We start from the raw sequence: 18,546 nt of genomic DNA, 5'->3' as shown, positions 1-18,546 counted from the left end.
GGGGTTAGATGTAGTACTTGAAATTCGGCTTCCACTTGTCGGGACTGACCCCGCGGTTTGCCAATAGGATCTCGCCCACCCGGTCGGAATATTTGATGGTGATCGGCCGACCCTCACCCAACTGGCAGGCGTTGTAGTTGAGCTTGGTCAGACCAAGGATGTCCTTAGCGATCTCCAGAATGTCACCCTCGCCATGCTGCAGCGTGATCTCCAGGGGTACCGGTACCTCGAACCCATCGTAGGTAGCAATCCTGGCCTTGAAGCCGTTGGTGAACAGCAGGCCATGGTTCGCAGATCGTTGCCAGAAGATGCCGCGCTGGACCGGTTGCTGGCCGCGCTTAGTGGCATCAGGATGCGTGTCGTAACGATACAGGCGGAGTCCCTGCGAATCCTGTCTCACGCGGATAGCGGTGAGCTTGACTCCCGGCGGACAGGCATTGAGGAACCCTTGATACTCGTCGATATCGATCCCCGAATGAGCATGCAAGAAGATTTCTTTGAGCGGTAGACCGTGCTCCTGGTTGTAAGTGGCAATCGTGCCGCGTAAGAGCGCCTCGGCCTTCTCAGGCGGCAAGTGAAATTCGCCGCGCTCCTTGGAGTACCAAGGACCGAATTCACCAACGAATACCACGCCATCGCCGCTGTCGAGGAACATCTGGGCCGCGCAACAGGCTTGGCGTCCGTCCTCGGTAATCTTGTATGCGAGCCCGACGTAACACACGCCCTCGCGTGCCCAAGGCGTTTTCCAAGGTTTGGCTCCACACTTGTAGTACAGCGCGGTGCTGAAGTTCCAGAGGCGGTCGGAGAGCGGATTGGTACCTTTCTCGCCATTACGCACCTGCGCGCTCACGCGTAGCGTCGCCTCCCGAATGATCTGTACCGGCAGATCGTGCGCCATCATTCGAGCCTTGAGCTGGCGCCGGAAGTCCGGTGATAGCCCAAGCGCCTGCTCGTAGGCATCAATATTACCGATCGCAGCCGCGACATTGTCGTCGGCATCATCGAACATCCTGGTCTGGCCGTGCTTGCGGTCGAATAGTGCTTGGTCAAGGAACTTCTTTTCTTTCCGCGTGCGCTGTGTGTCGCTGCGCTCGTCCAATGCCACGCTCGAATTGGGATGACAATTCTCATACACCTCGTCGGGAACGATGCAGATCGCCAGCGCGGGCTTGGCATCAAGCTTGATGGTGCGCTCGATCGCCTGCATAAACAGTCCGGTGACTGCATAGGCACGCTCGTACTTGTCGCTCTTGCGCGAGGCCTCAGACAGCGCCTGAGCATCCACCTCATAGTTGCGGATCGGTGATGGCCAGCGCGTTCCGAAGGCGACATCGAAACCAGGGTAGGGCGGCCAAGCACGGTGCCGGTCCTCGTCGACGCAAGCGGCTGGGCTATTGAGGTCGTCGCACCAGCTCTTCCACAGCGCTAGCCCCTCTGGTGTGCCCATGACGACGTGTTTGGGCAGTTGGGCGCAGGATTCGGCCGGTCCGAACAGGGCCAGTCCATCATGAGGATCTTCAGCGGTCTGGCCATTTCCGAACAAGAGCGCGGGCTCGCCGAGATAATGAAAGGTGTCGGTCATGGTGTCGTCAATATCGCGGGGTGGTTGGGCACGCCGGCACCGTCTGTATCGTCTTCGCCATCCTGGTGCGCGCGATACAGCGCCATCTCTTGGCCGACCTCCGATGCATCGGTTAATGCAGACACATCCAGACCGACCGGACACTCCCATCGCATGGGCGCCGTAGTCATGGTCACGGCCCTGCGGCCATTGCCGACCGATACCTTGCCCGGATGAGTCTCAAGTCCCTGCACGACGCCGAGTAGACGGGCGAGCCATTGCTTGTTCCACCAAGATTTGGTCACCACTTTCCTGCGTTGGTTAATCTCCTTGCCCTCGAACATCGCACCTTCTAGCGTCGTGACCCTGACGTAGAGCCTGATGACAGCGGTCCAGTGTCCCTGCTTGTCTCGGTCGAAACGGAATCGTGGGCCGAGCTGATAACGGAACTCCGAGGCGCGCTCGCCAAAGCCTTTAGTGCGTTTTCCCGTGAGCTGAACGGTTGTCTTCTGTCCGTCGACATGGGTGATGGCTTGAGCCAGCTCCTGCTCGCCATTGCGGGTGAAGTGATATCCCTTACGGTCGTGACAGAACACCAGTCCTGTGATTTCACAGGCGACATCTAGGGTGCGACGCAGCAGGGACTTGGCGACGTTAATCGTGGGATGTCCGTGTACGAGCGCGGTATCTTGCCAGGAGAACTCCGAATATCGGCCGGTCAAGTCGCCGAGACATGAGTCGGAAGGAGGAAGGTCGAAGGCGATCAGCGTGTATTCGTTGGCGGTGTAAAATGCCCACCGTTTTGACAATTCGTAGCGCTCGGCCATGGTCAGCGGTTGCTGTACGCTGATATCGAGCATGGCGGTGGGCACAGTCATAGCGAATACATTAGCGAAGACCGGTTCGGGCTTGGCGACGGTCACCTGCGATGGCAGAAAGTCGCGCAACGCGATCTGCGCGCCGCGCTCAGCAGCGAGCGATGGTCGGATGCCGGACGAGGACAAGGCATTGAGCACCGCATTCAGACCCTCGCGCCACGACGAGGAGAAGTCGGCCGCGACCAGCTTGGTCAGGCGCGAGGGCAAGACCCAATCCTCCGAGATGATCCCTTTACAGGGAATCACGAGATCTGGGCTTCGCGCGGTCGCTATAGCGCAGCGTTCAAGAAACAGTGGGTCGGCCAAGCTCCCGGTCGAGAGAATTGGCAGATAACGGTTGGCCCGATGCGCAATCAGCGTCCTCACCGTCTCGTCGGCGTCTTCGCCAGCCAGTGGTGCCGTGCCTCGACACCACGTGCGAAAGCCCGACAGGGAGAGTCGTCTGGAAAGCCAGGCGGCTATCGCATGGTCGGATGCGACGTGATCGATGAGAATCGTATCGTGGCTGTCAGCGATCGATTCGCCGCCCCGCTGCGGGAAGAACGGCGGCACGAAGATGGACTGGTGCTGCGCCAAAAGATGACGCTGTGGCCCGGAAAGCTGGACGCGAAGTCGCTCAAGATCGAAAAGGTCGAGTTCCCAGCCGAAATCTTCCTTAACCATCTTCACCGCCGCGTCCTTCTCACTCGCGGCGATGACTTCTGTGCAGGCAAAGACGAAGATATCAGGCTTATGATTCGCTTCTCTGACGCGCTTGCAGTCACTGCGCAACTTGATACGCCAGTCAGCGCGCACAGTGTATGCAAAACAAATTGTGCGTCCTGCGGAATCGCTACGGATGATTGCGTCGCGACCTTCGTCTCCGGTACCGCCCAAGGGATCGATTGTTGAATAGCCTGCGTTGGCGAGAAGTGCGGAGCACAGTCGCTCAAATTGCCTATAGTCCGAGAGCTGCTCTAGGCAATACGTGATGGCATCAGCAGACACAGGCGGAGTACCCCTTTTCGTCGCATAGCTCCACAAGTTATAGACTGGTCCCTTCAAGTTCAAGCGAGCGTCAGCAACCCAACTGCAGCCTGATCAAGCACGTGAACACTTAGCCGATGCGCGCCGCCTTAGGGGTTACGATCTGGGTCGGCTCATGACCGAGGCGGAATGCCACGACGTACAGGACGGTGGCGTTCACCCGCTCGCCCGAGCCCATCCTGACGGTGACTTTGCGCTGGCCGTGGCACAGCGACACGCCCAACACCCGCAGCGCTTCGACGTGCTGCTGCAGCTCATCATAGATGTCGGGCTTGTCGGTTTCCGAGTATAGGTCGTGGCAGTCTCGGTATTCACGGTAGTAGTCGATTAGTGCGGCGAACTCGGCCGCCGCCTCGCGCGGCAGTTCGAAGGCCGACTCGGACAGGTCCATCTCGCATGAGGTGACCAGGCGGGCCAACTGACGGCCCGTGGCCAGCGGCGCCACTGCCAGGGTGATGTGGTCGTGCTCGAACTGCGCTTGCGCCGTCTGCAGTTCCTCGGCCGTAGGCAACGAAATTGGCTTGTTGAGCGCATCGATGTCGTTGAGATCGAAGGCGCAGGCCAGTGCGCGACGGGTGTCGAAGCTGGCCGAGTCGCCCTGTTCGACCCGCTGAACGGTGCGCACGTTCAGGCCCGAAATCTCGGCCAGTTGCTCCTGCGACCAGTGGCGCAGATCGCGGAACTGGCGGATGCAGGCGCCGACTTCGGCCGGGGTCAGCAGGCAGGGCGGGGTGATGGTGGTCATGGGTGTCACTCCGGTGGTGTAGGGCGCCAGACTAGGGATGCGTCGGACCCGGCAACACGACAGCGCCCCGACAAGCGCCCGGCACGGCTCAATGATCGAGCAGTCGGGCCGCAGGGTTCCGTAGTAAATTACGTGCCGCAAGCTCGCTGAGCATTTAGAGTACCGGAGCCGTCGGTGAGCCAGGGGCGGATAGGAAATTCTGCTATCGCGACGTAGCGATGAGGGGTGGGGCGGATGAAAGAAATTTACGCTAAGCAACTTACTGTGGCGCGCCAGCACACTTCAGATGCTGCGATGTTGAGCTACATGTGCTCCATTATGCGATCGCTTCTTCAAAACATGGCGATCACAGCCTTAGAAATCGCGATTCAAAGCACGCCGGATCTTGATGATGGGGTCGATCTCAAGCCCTACATTGACAGATTTAGTCAGCCGTCGGACGGCCTTCCGATTGAAATAATTGACGTACTAGTGCCAGTCATTCGTGGCCTTGTATCGCGAAACTACTTAAAAGGCTGGTTTGAAGAAGCCGATGGATTCGATCATCCATTAGTAGCTGCGCTTACGGAGTGGGTTGAATTTCGCAATAGGAGGCCAGGGCACGGCGTACTGGATGCGTCCACCACCACCCTTTGGGCGCAGCGAACGGGTGATCTGATCCAGAGAATTCTTGATGCCGATTCTGACGCGCTACCAAAGATGACGTCGAACGGGCTCGCTGTTCAAGTGGGAGATCTCAACATTCAGTTGATGACGCCCCTGGTGATTGACGAGCAAGCGGTGGTTATTGGAAAGGTCCTGTCTCGAAAAGGCGTCTGGAAGATTCAGGGTCAACTCTTGTCATGGTCGAACGCCAGGGACGTAACCATAGACCTTGGATCAACGAACATTTTTGCGACGGACGCGCAAGCTGCCGAAAAGTTTAGGTGGTCCGAGGTGCCGCAAGCCACAGGCGCAAAGCTAGTGCTCAACAACGTGCCGGTGCGCCAAACGTCTACCTTTGTTGGTCGAAAGAAGGAGCTAGACAAGCTGAAAGAGTGGCTTGAGGACACCGTCGACTCCCGGACCTGCTTAGTGTTTGGTGACGGTGGATTCGGCAAGACCACGCTGGCGCTTGAGTTTTTCAACAATCTTCTCGAGGGTGGAGTTGAGGGCAATCCTCCGCTGCCATCTGTTATTAGCTTCTACACGGCAAAGAAGACAAAGTGGACTGATGATGGTCTGGTTCACTTTAAGGGCATCTCAGACGCAATGGAAGATAGCGTCAGAGAGCTCATATATTGTTTCAGCCCAGTACTGGGGAAGGAATGGTACAAGCTCGAGGGTCGCGCGCTAATCGAAAAGGTCGCCACGGAGTTCGAACAGCAGGGCTTCACCAGGAACGACATCCTGCTAATCATCGACAACACCGAGACACTGGCCACCTCGCCGCTGGATGCCGAGGCTTTGGCTGATTTCATTGCCCGCGTAGCCAAGAGGGTTGGTCGAGTAGTTATCACGTCACGTAGGCGCGAACTGATCGCTGCCGCACCCATTGCGGTCAGTCAACTTTCCGAAACAGAGGCACTTCTTCTTATCCAGAAACTGGGCGATGAATATGGTGCTCGCTCTATTATTCAAGCGGGCGAACCACGACTCAGGCAGGCATGCACGCAATTGATGTGCAAGCCGCTACTTATCGACACACTTGTTCGCTTTATCGCGCGCTCATCTTCAGGCATCCAAGATGGGCTTGATCACATCCTGCGCAAAACCAACGACCAACTCCTCGAGTTCCTATATGAAGACGCATGGGAGCGAATGAGCTCCCTCGTGAAGGAGGTCTTCATGGTGCTGGTATCTCTTGCGACCCCTCTGGATGGCAAGTGCGTTGGAGACGCGTGCACCGAAATAGGCGTCGTCCACTCAGAGTTTCAAGCAGGCTTGGGTGAAACCTACTTCGCCAGCATCATTGATCACGGGGACACATACGAATTGGAGATCGTGGATCTCGCGAAGGAATTCTTTCGTCAGAAAAGGCGACGACTCTCGAACGACGAAGCGTCACGCCTGGACAAAATTGCGTTCAAAGTGGATAAGCAGGCGACAGAACGCTTCGAGATCGAAAAGAACTACAGAACAGATCGGGTGGCTGACGGATTTAGGAGCGAATACGCAAAGGCTGCCAGAATCGCCACGATCAAAAAGGACTATGAATCAGCCAAAGACTACTTTGAGCTGGCGATGATAGAAGAGCCGCTCAATGCGGCATTGCAAGAGCGCTACGCCTCGTTCTTGTTGAGGAATCGCGGCAAAGCCGACCTGGCTTATCCATATGCGAAGCGGGCGACGGAACTAGACCCCCATAGTGCGGATGCGTGGCTGACACTTGGTTTAATTTCCTACAAATTAGGACGCCTTTCGGACGGTGATTTGGCAATGGACAAGGCCATGAAGTATGGAAAGCCCGAGGGCCTTTGTGTCCTTCGAAAAGCAATAGCTCGGTACCACGACGCAAGGCGAGAGCCATACAGCAAGCGATCACCGAGACTGCTGAGAGATGCTGAGTCGCTCGTGGATCGGTCAATGAAGGCTGCCTCCCCTAAGGATTTTTACTATCGCAAGAATCAACAAGAAGCTGAAAAGTACAAAGCGTTGATTCGCTCTCTTGTCTACATGATCAACCGACGCCAAGTAGTTTCTGAAAACGCGCCGAGGGGTTAGCCAAAGTGTCGCAACAGAATAAGATGACAAGTTCACGGCCGTTGCTCGACGGCAAGACCTCAGGCGATCTGAGCGGGGATTTCGCGGGGATAGTCGATGAACGCTACGGAAGCTTTGATCTTCCTAACTTCGCCATATATCACCAGCAACCTCACGGTTAGAACACATTTAGGCGATTCGGCATATCCAAGCCCAGCATGAAGCGTGGCACGCCGTTCGTTCACGGACGTGCCACAGGTAAAGCAACTTCACATCGCGCAAAGCAATGAGGTCTCGTCGGCCCGCTTGTGTCCAAGCGCCGGGCGGTATGGTTTTGAAAGTCGGGCAGCACGGGGCACTGGCGCTCCTAGTACGCCAGCGTGTGGTCCAGACACACGCTTCGGAAGCGCCCGAAAGGCTGCGCTCTATTCGTCAACCGTGTCTGGATGGATCGCAGACGGCCCGGGAACTTCCGAGGGATTTGTCGCAGGGGATGCGACGGGGAGGGGATGACGTACAATCCGTCATAGCCATATCAACTCTCTCTTAGTTGGTGATGGTCAGCGGGCCATGCGGTGTTTCCAGCACCCTTGGCCCGCGCTTCTTTGCCTTGCCGATGACTGCTTGTGGTGTCGTGATGACGTTCCGGCAAGCAGTGGTGCGACCCTATCAAACCGAACTGTGATTGTCTGTAAGGCTTTGGATGTTCGTGACATGACAGTTGTTTGAAGATTTTCTGCTACTCGCTTTCCTCAGCATGATGCAACCGTTCGGGAATAACTGGAGGCGCTGACCGCCAGGTCATCACGCCAAGAGATTCAGCGGATCGCGGTTGCCGCTTCATGAACCTGCCAATTCTGGGCTAATCGAGTCTGTGCAAAGCGAGGGCAGGGAAACCACGTCCCAACAACTGCCCGGCTTGCGCGCGATGTATGTCTCATCAGGCCCGGTCCCTATATGCTCCAACGGCATACAGGGAGAGAGCCATGGAAGACTCGACGAAGATTGCCTTGGGCATTCTGGGTGCCGCTGGCATCCTGCTGATTGGACACATCGCTTACCGGGAGTACCAGCGCCAGAGGGACATCGAAGAGGCCCAGGCGGTCATTCAGGGGTGGACCGAGCAGCTGCAACAAGCCGCCGCGGAATCTTCGCGAACAGCCCAGCGGGATGCCCGCCAGCGAGCCGAAGCCGATGAGCGACGTCGACAGGCGCTTTTGTTGAGATCTGACGAGCAATGCCTTGCTGGTTCCGTCGTTACGGTCCGGGGAAATGTGTACACGCAGCTGATCGGCCAGGATGGACGTCCTGAAGCATGTGTCGGGCGACAGCGGCTGGATGGGCGTCATTGAGCCAATTTGAGCTGGAAATCAGCCAGATTCCAGCCAACCGTTGTCGCTGTATCGCTAATTTAGTCGCCACAGAACAATTATAATTAAAACAATAAATTACAATCGATTTTGGGTTGTTCGTCGCGTTGCGGTTGCGAACGTATGACAGCATTGCCAGGCAGCCTGAAAACGGCGACCCAATAAGCGGTATTGGGTCTTGATCAATGCTTGCCGCTGGCACCGACGGAGACGGCGAAAATGCGTATACCCTAGATTGCAGGGGCATCCGCATAGGGGCAGATCTACCGGACGAGGTTCGGTAACTCCGACAGCGAATTGATGGTGTCCAGGGTCAAAGACAGCGATCCTCGGCGAAGGCGCATGGCCTGCATTCCAAAGCGAAGTGGGCCCACGTAATCCTCATCCTCACTATCACCAACCATGAGTGCTTCGCACGGCGAGACACCAAGCTGCTGGCACGCCGAGGCGTAAATGTCCTCGTGCGGCTTAATGGCGCCGACCTCAAAGCTCCAGGAAATCGCATCCCATGCCATTGGGATGAGTCTCTGCACCGGGATTGCGTATGGCTTGGCGAGATTTGAACAAACCGCAAGTTTCACCCCGCGCTGCTTTAGGGCATGCAAGCAGTCAATGACATCGCTAAACGGTCGGATGCTGGCCAGCTCGCAATCGAGGTCGTGGTGCAGCTGGTCGAGTGTTTTGGGGGATAGCGGAATCCCGAATCGAATGGCGGCCGCCTCCAGATCCATGGGTTCTGACATCACGGTCTGCGCGAATGCTTGCCGAAATGTGGATTCGCGGGGAAGTTGTTCGAGCAACTGCTTGAAGGGTCGACGCCTATCGGTGATTTCGACCAGTGTCCCGTAAGCATCAAATACCACGGCTCGAATCTGATGCGCAGGCCGCCTTGCCATCACTCAAGGTCCGATGAAGAGAGGAGGGTGCCAGCATGAAGGTCCCCGCGAGTAACTGTCCAGTTCCTGAGGCTCCAAAAAACAACATCAAAGTCCTGCTAGCGCTTGCCTGGTTGGCGCTCACATAAGCTCAGGTAGTGGCATTCGTTGTTCCTCGAGGGCTTGTACCTCAAGGTTTGATATAAATATATCACAATCATGCACTTACGTTGACTTGGCGGGGCTCCGGCGATATAAGCGAAAGTCGCCAAATAGTGGTGTTCCGGGAGAGGTTTGCGACGGACATTCTGGCGCGGGTCACGAACGCCACCACACGCCATCCGCGGCTCACTCGGGGGTGGTGAGTCGTTCGTTGTGGCGTGCATGACCAGATCGATCTCTCACATCGGCGCCCCTCGGTGCACCTCACTCCTGTCGGGCGACACGGTCAAGATCGCGTCAACCGTTTAGCCATCTGGACGGCTAGCGCCCGGCGAGGCGCGCCTCAGGTGGCACAACTATTCACGACACACTGCACCGCGAACGCTGAGTAGCGAGATTTTCGTGCGCGATCTATTCGCATCGACGTACGACCGCTGGCGTTCGCACACAGGTTACAGGGCGGCCCACGAAAAGGAGGAATGCCTATGCGCCAATGCTGAGGGATAGAAAAAAAGAAACCTCGCATGGCGATGCGAGGCTCTATGTGGCGACAGTTGGTAGCTGTACGCTCCATTTCTATTCCCTTCCTTCGTTGAAGTCAAGGCTCTTCGTGCCGCTGCCGGCACGGAGACGACCCGTTGCACCTCAAGAATATCTGGAGGGAACATGAATACTCGTTCCAGCAACTTGCAACACCGCTCCGAACTGACCCTTGGGACACGCTGGGTCTTTGACGGACAGCTCGTTCAAATCGATGGCATTACATCCGGGAGTACGGTCAGTGTGCGTACGGAAGCGACGGGCGCAATAAACGTTGTTCCCGTCGCGGCGCTCCAACCTGTGCCGACATCCGAGGGAACGCGAGACATCCAATCGATCGCCTCGGATGAATGGGCGCGCATTGCACCACTCGCTCAAGACATTCGTCCTCTGGCCGAGCAGGTGACAAACCCTGGAGAGCAATTACGGCAGTTGGCGGCCAAACACTATTTGAGTGTGCGTCATATCCAGCGCTTGATCACCAGATTCCGGGCCAGCCCGAGGACATCCACGCTGGCCAAAAGAAAGCGAGGCCGACGCAAAGCATCGCATTTTCTAAAACCACCTGTTGAACAGGTCATTCAACACGTCATCCAGAAATACTATTTGGTGCGGGAACGCACGAGCGAATCCGAAATCACTGCGCGAGCGCGCTCCATTTGTCGTCGCCTGGGATTGCGACCTCCCTCGGCGGGTTCGGTACGGCGACGCATAGCCGACCACCAAACATACCAAGGGGATCTGTGCCGACTGGGGAATAAGCAGGCAAAGCAGGCCAGGCAGCCGCGCCCAGGGCAGCTGTGCGTTGTCCATCCGTTAGATCTGGTTCAAATCGACCACACGCTCGTTGACGTATTCGTACTGAGTAACGACCGCACTATCGTCCTTGGACGCCCTTGGCTTACGGTCGCCGTGGATATAGCGACCCGCACTGTGCTTGGGTTCTATCTCTCGATGGATGCGCCATCGTCGGTGGCGGTGGGCCTGTGTATTGCACATGCCGTCCTGCCCAAACCCGAGGACGCACGCGAGCCCGGGCTCTGGCCCATGTTCGGCAAGATGAAGGTGATCCTGGTCGATAACGGAAAGGATCTGGTTAGCGAAGCCATTCGACGGGGTTGCGAAGAACACGGCATAGCGCTGCAAACACGCCCTGTGGGAGAGCCGCAATATGGCGGGCACGTCGAGCGTCTCATCGGGACCTTGATGCAGATGGTTCATGGATTGCAGGGAACGACATTTTCGAGCGTTAAAGACAGGAAGGACTATCCGAGCGAGCGTAAGGCGACCATGACGCTATGGGAGCTTCATGAGTGGCTTCTGCAAAAAATCGCGCGGGCTTATCACGTGCGAACCCACCGCGTACTGGGCGTGCCGCCACTAGTGGCGTGGGAAAGAGCGTGGCGGACAGATGATGGGGCCGCGGTTCTTCCTCCTTTGGTGGCTCATCCGGATGAGTTTCGGCTGACATTCCTTCCCTTCGTCAAGCGACGACTGCAGCGCACCGGCATTCAATTCCGACGGAGTCGCTACTGGGCCGAGCCACTTGCTTGCTGGGTGCATCCGGAGCGAGTCCTCCAAATTCACTACGACCCACGCAACCTGTCGCGCATCTGGGTTCGTACGCCGGACGATCACACCATTCAACTCGAAGCTGTAGCCGGTCGAGCCGCCGGGCAGCCGCAGAACGTCAGGATGGACACGGTGGAATCCGCGCGCATCGACGTCTTGCGCGACGCAGGGTTTGAGGCCACCGAGCGATTGGAGCGCATGGCGGCCTCGGCCAAACGTGCGCAGCAACGCCGCCAAGCAAAGAGTCCTCGACAGCCTGGGGCAGGGCCCACAAGCAACCAGGTGACCGGTTTCGGAAACGAAGGCAATACGGTGCCACTTGATCGATCCAGCGTACACGTCAAGAGGATTGACTGATGGCCACGACCTATAGCCACCTTTTATCGTCCGTGATCGACGCACTCGAATGGCCTGTTGAGCTTCGTGTGCGCGACATTCTGGAGCGTCGCTTTATTGCCCACGAACGCATTAACGCCATCTTCAAGTACATCGACTACCTCATGTTTCGTCCCACTAGGACACGCACTGCGGGCCTGGTCGTGGTGGGGGCGCCGGGTGCGGGTAAAACCGATCTACTGGAGCAACTGCGTGATCGCTATCCCGAGAGTTCCGCAACGCGCGAGACGATCGCAAAGCGGCCTACGTTGTTGTTTTCCATGTGCGGGGTGCGCGAAGCCCGGGGGCTGTATGTGCGGATGCTCGTAGCCTTTGGGCATCCTAATTCGGCAAGTTACACCGGGCGGGAGCGGGAGCAGCTTGTCTTGATCGCCGCGCGCGCGTGTGGACTCAGGCTTCTCTTGGTTGACGAGATACAGGATGTGCTGAACGGAACTCGGCAGCAGCAGCGGGCGACGCTTGAATCGCTGCGCTTCCTCATGAATGAGCTTCGCATCGTCATTGTCTTGGCGGGGTCTGAAGAAGCTGAGCTCGCCATCAAGATGGATGAGCATTTGCGTGCCCGTCTTCGATTGAAACGCCTTCCATGCTGGCGGGCTGATGGTTATCTGGCCCACTTTCTGGAGGCCATGGAATCCACCCTGCCGCTTCGGCTTCCATCACGACTGAATTCGGAAGGCACTATGAAGTTGATCGTTCGACTGACGGGCGGTCAGACCGATGCCATCGTGACCTTGGTCGGCAACGCCGCCGCGCTTGCGGTGATGTCAGGTGGTGAGCGGATCACTCCCAGCTTGCTCGAGCGAGCGGTGAATGAATTTCCGGAGCTTTGCGCCACGGAGCTCGCGACGGGGACTCGCCATGACTAAACAAACGTCACAACTGCAGGGCGAGCGCTGGTGGATCCACGGGCCGGCCGACGATGAAACATTGCATTCCATTACGGAAAGGGCCTGGCGGTGCTATGGCGCGGAGGGGCATACGCTACGCCGAAGGGTATGGCCGCGCGCGACATCGCTCCCCGGAGAGGATGTCGGCCTTGATGGGATATCTGCCCGTGAGGTCTGTGTCTTGGCTCGTGCTATTGGTGTGGAGCCACGTGAGCTGTATCGACACCGATTGCAGGACCACCCGCTGGTGTTGCAGGAGAATCAGCGGCGGGCCTACTGCCCGTCGTGCTGGCACGAAGATGCCAAAGCAGGACATCCTCCGTCCTTTCGGCGAGCGTGGATGGGCGTGTTCACGCTGGATTGCCCGGTTCATCGCCGGCCACTGCACTGGGCACCCTTAGGTGTTGAATTGCATAGTCCGCCGACCAGCCGCATGCCTGTGTGGCCGCGAACCGCGGAAGGCCGTGACTTGCTTCGCACCATCACTGGTTTTGCCCGCACCTTGCACGACTGCCTGGAAGGAAAGGCGACCTGGCCGACTGCTTGGCGGGGTTCCCCAGATATGGCGCGAGCATTACTCATGCGCGTGGTCGTCAATCTTGGACGAATTCCAGAACATCCGCCATTTGCGAGTATCGGTTTTCCGGCGGAGTTGTTCCCCTTCGTTGGCGTGCCGGCGCGGCGAGTCGCGCCGTTGCAAATGTCTCCGTGGGAACACGTACGCGCCCTCGGGCCACCTGCTTGGCGCCGCGCCGCATTCTGGATGGTGGCCCGTTATGTCATGCCGGCGCATCGAAGGCCGCCCAGGCCGGAGGGGTTGCCGATGGAGCCGTTTGCGGCACTTGACGCCCAATGGGATAGCCCATTTCAAGTAAGGGAGCTTCAGCGAGTGCAGCGTTATCGGCACGCGTTGCGACTTATAACTCGTCCTTTGGTTGTTGCCAGGAAGGGGGAGTCTCGCGGAGACGATGGGCACTAGTGAAGACAGACAGAGGCCTGACCTGAAGAACAATCGTGGCTCAGGGACTATCCGATTATCGAGCATGACCCTGCGGCGCTAGATGCACGTCATGCCGTCATCAAGCGGGGCGCCTTGGCGCCCCGCTTTCTTCCCGGGTTTTGCAGCCGAAGGCGTGACCGAGTCGCTCGGCAATCGTGTCTTTTAGCGTGGTGGCGTTCCCAGCTATTTGATGCCTTTGGTCAGCCGCTGGATGGCCTGCCCGTGCCGTCAGGACAGATCACGCGCACCATTCTGGGCGAGCCGATAAATCCCCTCGATCGAGCGCCGCTGGATGAGGCGCTTGAAACGGGGGCGTGTCGTGGACAACCAAGCAGCGACGTCCGCAGAAGAAAATTTCGCCCTGAGCGAAAGGCCGGTCGTGACCGCGCGACGGGGTAAAATTAGAGCGAAAACGCAAAATATGGGGCTAGTCTCATGTTTTGAGACAATATGTTGTGGTTGGCAGTCGCCCGAGGGGATTGCCAAACTATTAAGATGCCATTAAACTGTGATCTGGTGCGCATAAAAAAACGCCTCGCACTGGGCGAGGCGTTTGGTATTGCGGCAAACACAGGAGACACAACGACCAAAAATCTAGAGAAGTCCCAATAGGGCTGCTCACAAAATCTGGTCTGCGGTGACCTACCGCGATGCGTCTTGGCAGACGCGGGAGTATAGGCTGAAAAAGCTACTTTCGTAAAGCATCTACGTGGGTCTACCGCAGTCCGGCCTAACGCCCCACCGATTCGTTCCCGGGTCTTGGTGGCGTGTTGTTGAGCAGCCTCAGTTCGCTGATTTTTCAACAACTGAAAAGGCAGTAGCTATGACTGGCAAGAAGACCATCACTCAAAACCGCAGTGCGATCACCGGACGCTATGTCACGCCGGCGTACGTGAAGACGCACAAGTCAACCACGGTCACCGAACATGTCGTTCGTAAGCCGTCGAAGCCGCGCGGCAAATGAGTCACGCAAGGGGTAGCCATTCTGGCTACCCCTTTTTCGTTCGTAGATTGCATAAGGAAGTCGAAGCCAATGAGCGCTCTCCCGAAATCCCCTCTCACGATCAGCAGGCCGCGTCTTTCAGCGCGCAGCGCTGCGAAGTTTGTCCGCCTGCCCGCGGTCGAACAGATGCGATTGCTTCATGATCAAAAATACCCGAAGCAAACACCGCAGGTTTTCAAGCAACCGTATTACGCGCCCCCACTTAACGGCATTCGAGATTTCCTCGATCGGGGGCTTCCTGGGCTCGTGGATGCTCGCGCAAAGATTCAGAGCCTAAGCATCAAAAGCCGTCGCGATCATTGCAATCGCGTACTCACTCAATTCGTTGAATCCGGACATGCACACAGGGGCCTCAAGCCGACCACCATGCTTCGTTGCTACGCAAGCATGAGTGACCTCGAGCTGAGATTGTCGCCGGACCTGTGCGCTATGGATGGCAAGCTACAGCGTGTCATCTACTTTAACGCTAACGCCTCCGAGCAAGACCCAGAAGCCGCCAAGATGACCCTTGAAATTGCCCACTGGGTACTCGAGCAGAACGGGGAAAATGTCGCACCAAGGCAGCTGGAGTTCATCGACCTTTTCTCGGGAAAGGTCTTCTCGATTAACAGGCGCAGGCAGAAAACAATCAAGCTTCTAGAAGAAAACGCCAGATTGATTGAAAGTCTCTGGTCCGCGATAGAGCCCTAAGTATCTGGCCCTCCCGGTGCCAGCTGAAATATTGCTGGCACCGGCGTTCAACCATGTCAGAACTTGGCCGTGTTTCGCCCAAGCTGCATTTTAACAACATCAACCGAAGCTCTCCCGGAGTCTACCCGACTCGCTGAATCGAGCACCGAGGTTGGATGCAAGGTGGAGTGATATGGATTTCTTTAATACGCATGCCGACGCCTTCACTATACGCACTTCGTCCAGCCCCAATACAGGACTGCGACCAGGCCAGGTGGGGGCGCTATACGCCATAGCTGCTCACTTCATGACGAGTGAAGAGGGTGCAATTGCCTCACTTCCGACGGGCTATGGAAAGACCTCGGTGATGATGGGGGCTTGCTTCATGCTCAAAGCCCGAAGAGTTTTGGTTGTAGTACCGACCAATGCGCTTCGAAATCAAGCAACAAAGGCATTCCGAGCGCTCGATGTTCTCTTTAGTCGAGGGCTTATCGATCAAAATGCGCTTCCCCAGCGACCAACGGTAGTTGCCCTGGAAGCTCGCATGAATGATGCCAGCGACTGGGATGCCCTGGCACATGCAGATGTCGTGGTCGCAACCCCGAATCTTGTAAGTCCCGCAGTGAGAGGCGTGAATCCTCCGCCCTCGGACTTCTTTGACTTAGTGCTGGTCGATGAGGGTCACCATTCCCCGGCTGCAACATGGGCAGCCCTCCTAGCGCACCTGCGCGCGCGCCATGTTTTGCTCTCGGCAACGCCGTTCCGTCGAGATCGGCTTAGCCTCCCGGGCAAACTCATTTTCTACTATCCACTCCGAAAGGCAGTCGCAGAGAACGCGTTCAGTCGCGTCGATTTCATTTCCGTCCCGGTGGAGGAGGGTGCCAACCGGAACGCAGTCGATTCCGCCTTGATCGCGGCAGCAGTGCAGGTGTACCGGAGGGATCGCGATGCGCAGCTTGATCACCGCTTACTTATACGTACGGATGCTATTCAGAAAGCGAAAGTATTGGCCGAGCAGTATCGGGCAGCGGGCGTCCGGGTTGAGGCTGTGTCAAGCCACCTCACACGCAGGAACATTAGCGGCATTGAGCAAAGACTTCTATCCGGCGAACTCGACGGTGTAGTGTGCGTCGACATGTTTGGCGAGGGTTATGATTTTCCAAAGTTCAAAATTGCCGTGCTCCATGCCGCCCACCGAACACTCGTGCCGACTCTCCAGTTTATTGGGCGCTTTGCACGAACAAACGATCAAGGCACCGGAGCCGCAACATTCTTGGCCGCCCCGAGCGATCTCCGCTCCGAAAGCAACGAACTTTTCCGCGAAGGGGTCGACTGGTCGATCATGTTGGCTGATATAGCTGATGCTCGCCAGCATCAGCTCATTGAGGAGCGAGAGGTTCTGCGCGACTTTGAGCCTGTAGTCGAACTAGCTTCAAATTACGAAGCAATATCGCCCAGTATTCTCCGCTTACCTTTCCACGTGGCCATGTACAAGGCTGGCTTTGCCCCCGATCTCCGCGATCTCCCGGGCGTTATAGCTTCGCAGCGCGTCGTCATGAGTTGGCGCACGAACGACGAACTGGCCTGCATTCTCTTAACAAGGAGCCTTCAGCCCCCTGCTTGGTGTGCGACAGAAGATCTGGTCGATATAACTCACGAATGTTACTTGCTTCGCTACTTCCCTGAGTCAGAGCTATTGTTCGTCGCCGCCACTTTGCGATCAGCCAGGTCGTACTCTGACCTAGTGGAACACTATCTTGATGGCGAAGCAAAGAAGTTAGGATTTCACCAGGCACGCCGAGTTCTCAACGGATTGCAGGGGCAAGAGTTCTTTAGCGTTGGGATGAGAAGCACCTCACCGGTTCGATCTACCGAGTCCTACCGAATTCTTGCAGGGGCGCAAACCGATCGAAACATTCGAGATAACGACGCTGCAACGTATACACAAGGCCATTTCTATGGACGTGGTTACGATCAGAATGGTAGCCAAGAGCTGATTGGAGCGAGTGCCGGAGGAAGAGCATGGTCAAACGGCAAAGATTCGATCGATAAAGTTCTGCGCTGGATGGTTTCGCTGCATAACCGCATCACCGCGGAGCAATTAGTGATTGGCAGGTCGGGCTTGGACCGACTGCCTGTAGGCGAGCCTCTTGAGCTGATTCCGGTGGATACGTGCAGTGCTGATTGGGGTATTGATACATATCGCGTCGGACCTCGAGCTCGCTGGCAACGTGGCGATGATCATATAGTCGTGAATCTGCTTGACTGCGGACTGCAAGTTGTTGATGTCTCGCCGGACCAGGCCTGCCTGTCGGTCGATCTGGTATACGAAAACTGGAGCTGCCGACTAACGTTCTCGCCCTCAATATCTCCAAGTTACTTCACAACGATACGCGACGCAGGCGCGGAGCTTTATGTTGAGAGTCGGGAGCACGAGTACACGCCGATTGCAGATTGGCTTGAGGCTGATCCACTTACGTTTTTTACGAAGGATCTATCCAGTTTTAGTGAGGGAACCCTCACTCGCACGCTCGGCCGCGCGATTCTTCGGGAAGACGCACTCGCACCCAGAGACTGGAATGGCTGCGACATTCAAGTTGAATTCGACACGGCGAATCCAGCTCGGCAAACCGTACAGCGATTCCTTCAAGACCAGCTGCTCGCTTCGCAACCGACATTTCTAATATTCGACCATCGAAGCGGCGAGGCTGCGGACTTTATACTTGGTCGACTGCTCGCCAATGGGCGACTACTGATCGAATTACATCACTGCAAAGGAGCTGGCGGTGTGCCGTCCGCCGGGCGTGTTGATGACGTTTATGAACTTGCAGGCCAAGCCGTTAAGTCTGTCCGCTTTCTAAATCGAGAACAGTTGGAGCGGCACATTACGCGCCGTACCGCGCCCCGCGCCGGCGGAGGCTTCTCGACATTCCTTGTCGGCGATCGTGACGAGACAATAGATCTAATACAGCAGATTGAGCCCATCGATGTCGAGTTGACAATTTTTGCCGTGCAGCCAGGGTTATCGGCGGCCGCCCTAAACAGGGATGATGAGGTGATCAATGTGAAGCAGATAATGGCGGCCGCGAATGATGGCGTGGCGGCACAGCAGGCGAAGTTAATCTGGACTGTTAGTCACTGACTCATGAGGTTTTAATTGAGTGAAGCGCCTGCTAG

At 56.9% G+C, this 18,546-nt stretch carries 12 protein-coding genes; 8 read left to right on the top strand and 4 right to left on the bottom strand.

The features are described from left to right. Nucleotides 1-4 precede the first annotated feature (4 nt). The 3 genes from EYV96_RS04095 to EYV96_RS04085 all read right to left on the bottom strand — a co-directional run bounded on the left by EYV96_RS04095 (nucleotide 5) and on the right by EYV96_RS04085 (nucleotide 4,210). Entirely contained in the window at nucleotides 5-1,582 is a 1,578-nt protein-coding gene (locus tag EYV96_RS04095) for an argonaute/piwi family protein (protein ID WP_131150212.1), read from the bottom strand. Further along, on the bottom strand, nucleotides 1,579-3,426 hold the full coding sequence (locus EYV96_RS04090; RefSeq protein ID WP_165488579.1) for a restriction endonuclease: 1,848 nt from the start codon (nucleotides 3,424-3,426) through the stop codon (nucleotides 1,579-1,581). The genes EYV96_RS04095 and EYV96_RS04090 overlap by 4 nt, the downstream gene beginning before the upstream one ends. A 109-nt stretch (nucleotides 3,427-3,535) precedes the next feature. After that, complete coding sequence (locus tag EYV96_RS04085; RefSeq protein ID WP_131150210.1) at nucleotides 3,536-4,210, bottom strand: helix-turn-helix domain-containing protein; 675 nt, start codon at nucleotides 4,208-4,210, stop codon at nucleotides 3,536-3,538. Between the two features lie 234 nt (nucleotides 4,211-4,444). Between EYV96_RS04085 and EYV96_RS04080 the strand changes: the two genes are divergently transcribed. Next, nucleotides 4,445-6,913: a tetratricopeptide repeat protein gene (locus EYV96_RS04080; protein WP_131150209.1), complete on the top strand. Its 2,469-nt coding sequence runs from the start codon at nucleotides 4,445-4,447 to the stop codon at nucleotides 6,911-6,913. A 965-nt stretch (nucleotides 6,914-7,878) separates the two neighbouring features. Further along, entirely contained in the window at nucleotides 7,879-8,244 is a 366-nt protein-coding gene (locus EYV96_RS04075) for a hypothetical protein (RefSeq protein WP_131150208.1), read from the top strand. A 281-nt stretch (nucleotides 8,245-8,525) separates the two neighbouring features. Here the strand turns inward: EYV96_RS04075 and EYV96_RS04070 are convergent, their stop codons facing one another. Next, nucleotides 8,526-9,125, bottom strand: a complete 600-nt coding sequence (locus EYV96_RS04070; protein ID WP_165488578.1) for an HAD family hydrolase — start codon at nucleotides 9,123-9,125, stop codon at nucleotides 8,526-8,528. Between the two features lie 840 nt (nucleotides 9,126-9,965). Between EYV96_RS04070 and EYV96_RS04065 the strand changes: the two genes are divergently transcribed. The 6 genes from EYV96_RS04065 (at nucleotide 9,966) to EYV96_RS04045 (ending at nucleotide 18,511) form a co-directional block, all read left to right on the top strand. Next, entirely contained in the window at nucleotides 9,966-11,768 is a 1,803-nt protein-coding gene (locus tag EYV96_RS04065; RefSeq protein ID WP_131150206.1) for a Mu transposase C-terminal domain-containing protein, read from the top strand. Further along, the gene (locus tag EYV96_RS04060) at nucleotides 11,768-12,676 is read left to right on the top strand and encodes a TniB family NTP-binding protein (protein ID WP_131150205.1); all 909 of its coding nucleotides are present in this window, start codon (nucleotides 11,768-11,770) and stop codon (nucleotides 12,674-12,676) included. Before EYV96_RS04065 ends, EYV96_RS04060 begins: the two co-directional genes overlap by 1 nt. Continuing rightward, nucleotides 12,621-13,676: a TniQ family protein gene (locus EYV96_RS19065; RefSeq protein WP_131150204.1), complete on the top strand. Its 1,056-nt coding sequence runs from the start codon at nucleotides 12,621-12,623 to the stop codon at nucleotides 13,674-13,676. Before EYV96_RS04060 ends, EYV96_RS19065 begins: the two co-directional genes overlap by 56 nt. Before the next feature lie 844 nt (nucleotides 13,677-14,520). Continuing rightward, on the top strand, nucleotides 14,521-14,661 hold the full coding sequence (locus tag EYV96_RS18715; RefSeq protein WP_165488576.1) for a hypothetical protein: 141 nt from the start codon (nucleotides 14,521-14,523) through the stop codon (nucleotides 14,659-14,661). Between the two features lie 69 nt (nucleotides 14,662-14,730). After that, a complete protein-coding gene (locus EYV96_RS04050; RefSeq protein ID WP_131150203.1) occupies nucleotides 14,731-15,390 on the top strand; it encodes a hypothetical protein in 660 nt (219 codons plus the stop codon). A 172-nt stretch (nucleotides 15,391-15,562) separates the two neighbouring features. Continuing rightward, complete coding sequence (locus EYV96_RS04045; protein ID WP_131150202.1) at nucleotides 15,563-18,511, top strand: DEAD/DEAH box helicase; 2,949 nt, start codon at nucleotides 15,563-15,565, stop codon at nucleotides 18,509-18,511. Nucleotides 18,512-18,546 lie beyond the last annotated feature (35 nt).

The organism is Dyella terrae, assembly GCF_004322705.1.
In the GTDB taxonomy this organism is placed as follows: Bacteria; Pseudomonadota; Gammaproteobacteria; order Xanthomonadales; family Rhodanobacteraceae; genus Dyella_D; species Dyella_D terrae.
This window is presented reverse-complemented; position numbering and strand designations above follow the sequence as displayed.

What these genes read in the sequence shown, in the direction of transcription:
- EYV96_RS04095 (WP_131150212.1), bottom strand. Translation starts at nt 1,582, where the DNA reads ATGACCGACACCTTTCATTATCTCGGCGAGCCCGCGCTCTTGTTCGGA.
- EYV96_RS04085 (WP_131150210.1), bottom strand. Translation starts at nt 4,210, where the DNA reads ATGACCACCATCACCCCGCCCTGCCTGCTGACCCCGGCCGAAGTCGGC.
- EYV96_RS04080 (WP_131150209.1), top strand. Translation starts at nt 4,445, where the DNA reads ATGAAAGAAATTTACGCTAAGCAACTTACTGTGGCGCGCCAGCACACT.
- EYV96_RS04075 (WP_131150208.1), top strand. Translation starts at nt 7,879, where the DNA reads ATGGAAGACTCGACGAAGATTGCCTTGGGCATTCTGGGTGCCGCTGGC.
- EYV96_RS04065 (WP_131150206.1), top strand. Translation starts at nt 9,966, where the DNA reads ATGAATACTCGTTCCAGCAACTTGCAACACCGCTCCGAACTGACCCTT.
- EYV96_RS04060 (WP_131150205.1), top strand. Translation starts at nt 11,768, where the DNA reads ATGGCCACGACCTATAGCCACCTTTTATCGTCCGTGATCGACGCACTC.
- EYV96_RS19065 (WP_131150204.1), top strand. Translation starts at nt 12,621, where the DNA reads ATGAATTTCCGGAGCTTTGCGCCACGGAGCTCGCGACGGGGACTCGCC.
- EYV96_RS18715 (WP_165488576.1), top strand. Translation starts at nt 14,521, where the DNA reads ATGACTGGCAAGAAGACCATCACTCAAAACCGCAGTGCGATCACCGGA.
- EYV96_RS04050 (WP_131150203.1), top strand. Translation starts at nt 14,731, where the DNA reads ATGAGCGCTCTCCCGAAATCCCCTCTCACGATCAGCAGGCCGCGTCTT.
- EYV96_RS04045 (WP_131150202.1), top strand. Translation starts at nt 15,563, where the DNA reads ATGGATTTCTTTAATACGCATGCCGACGCCTTCACTATACGCACTTCG.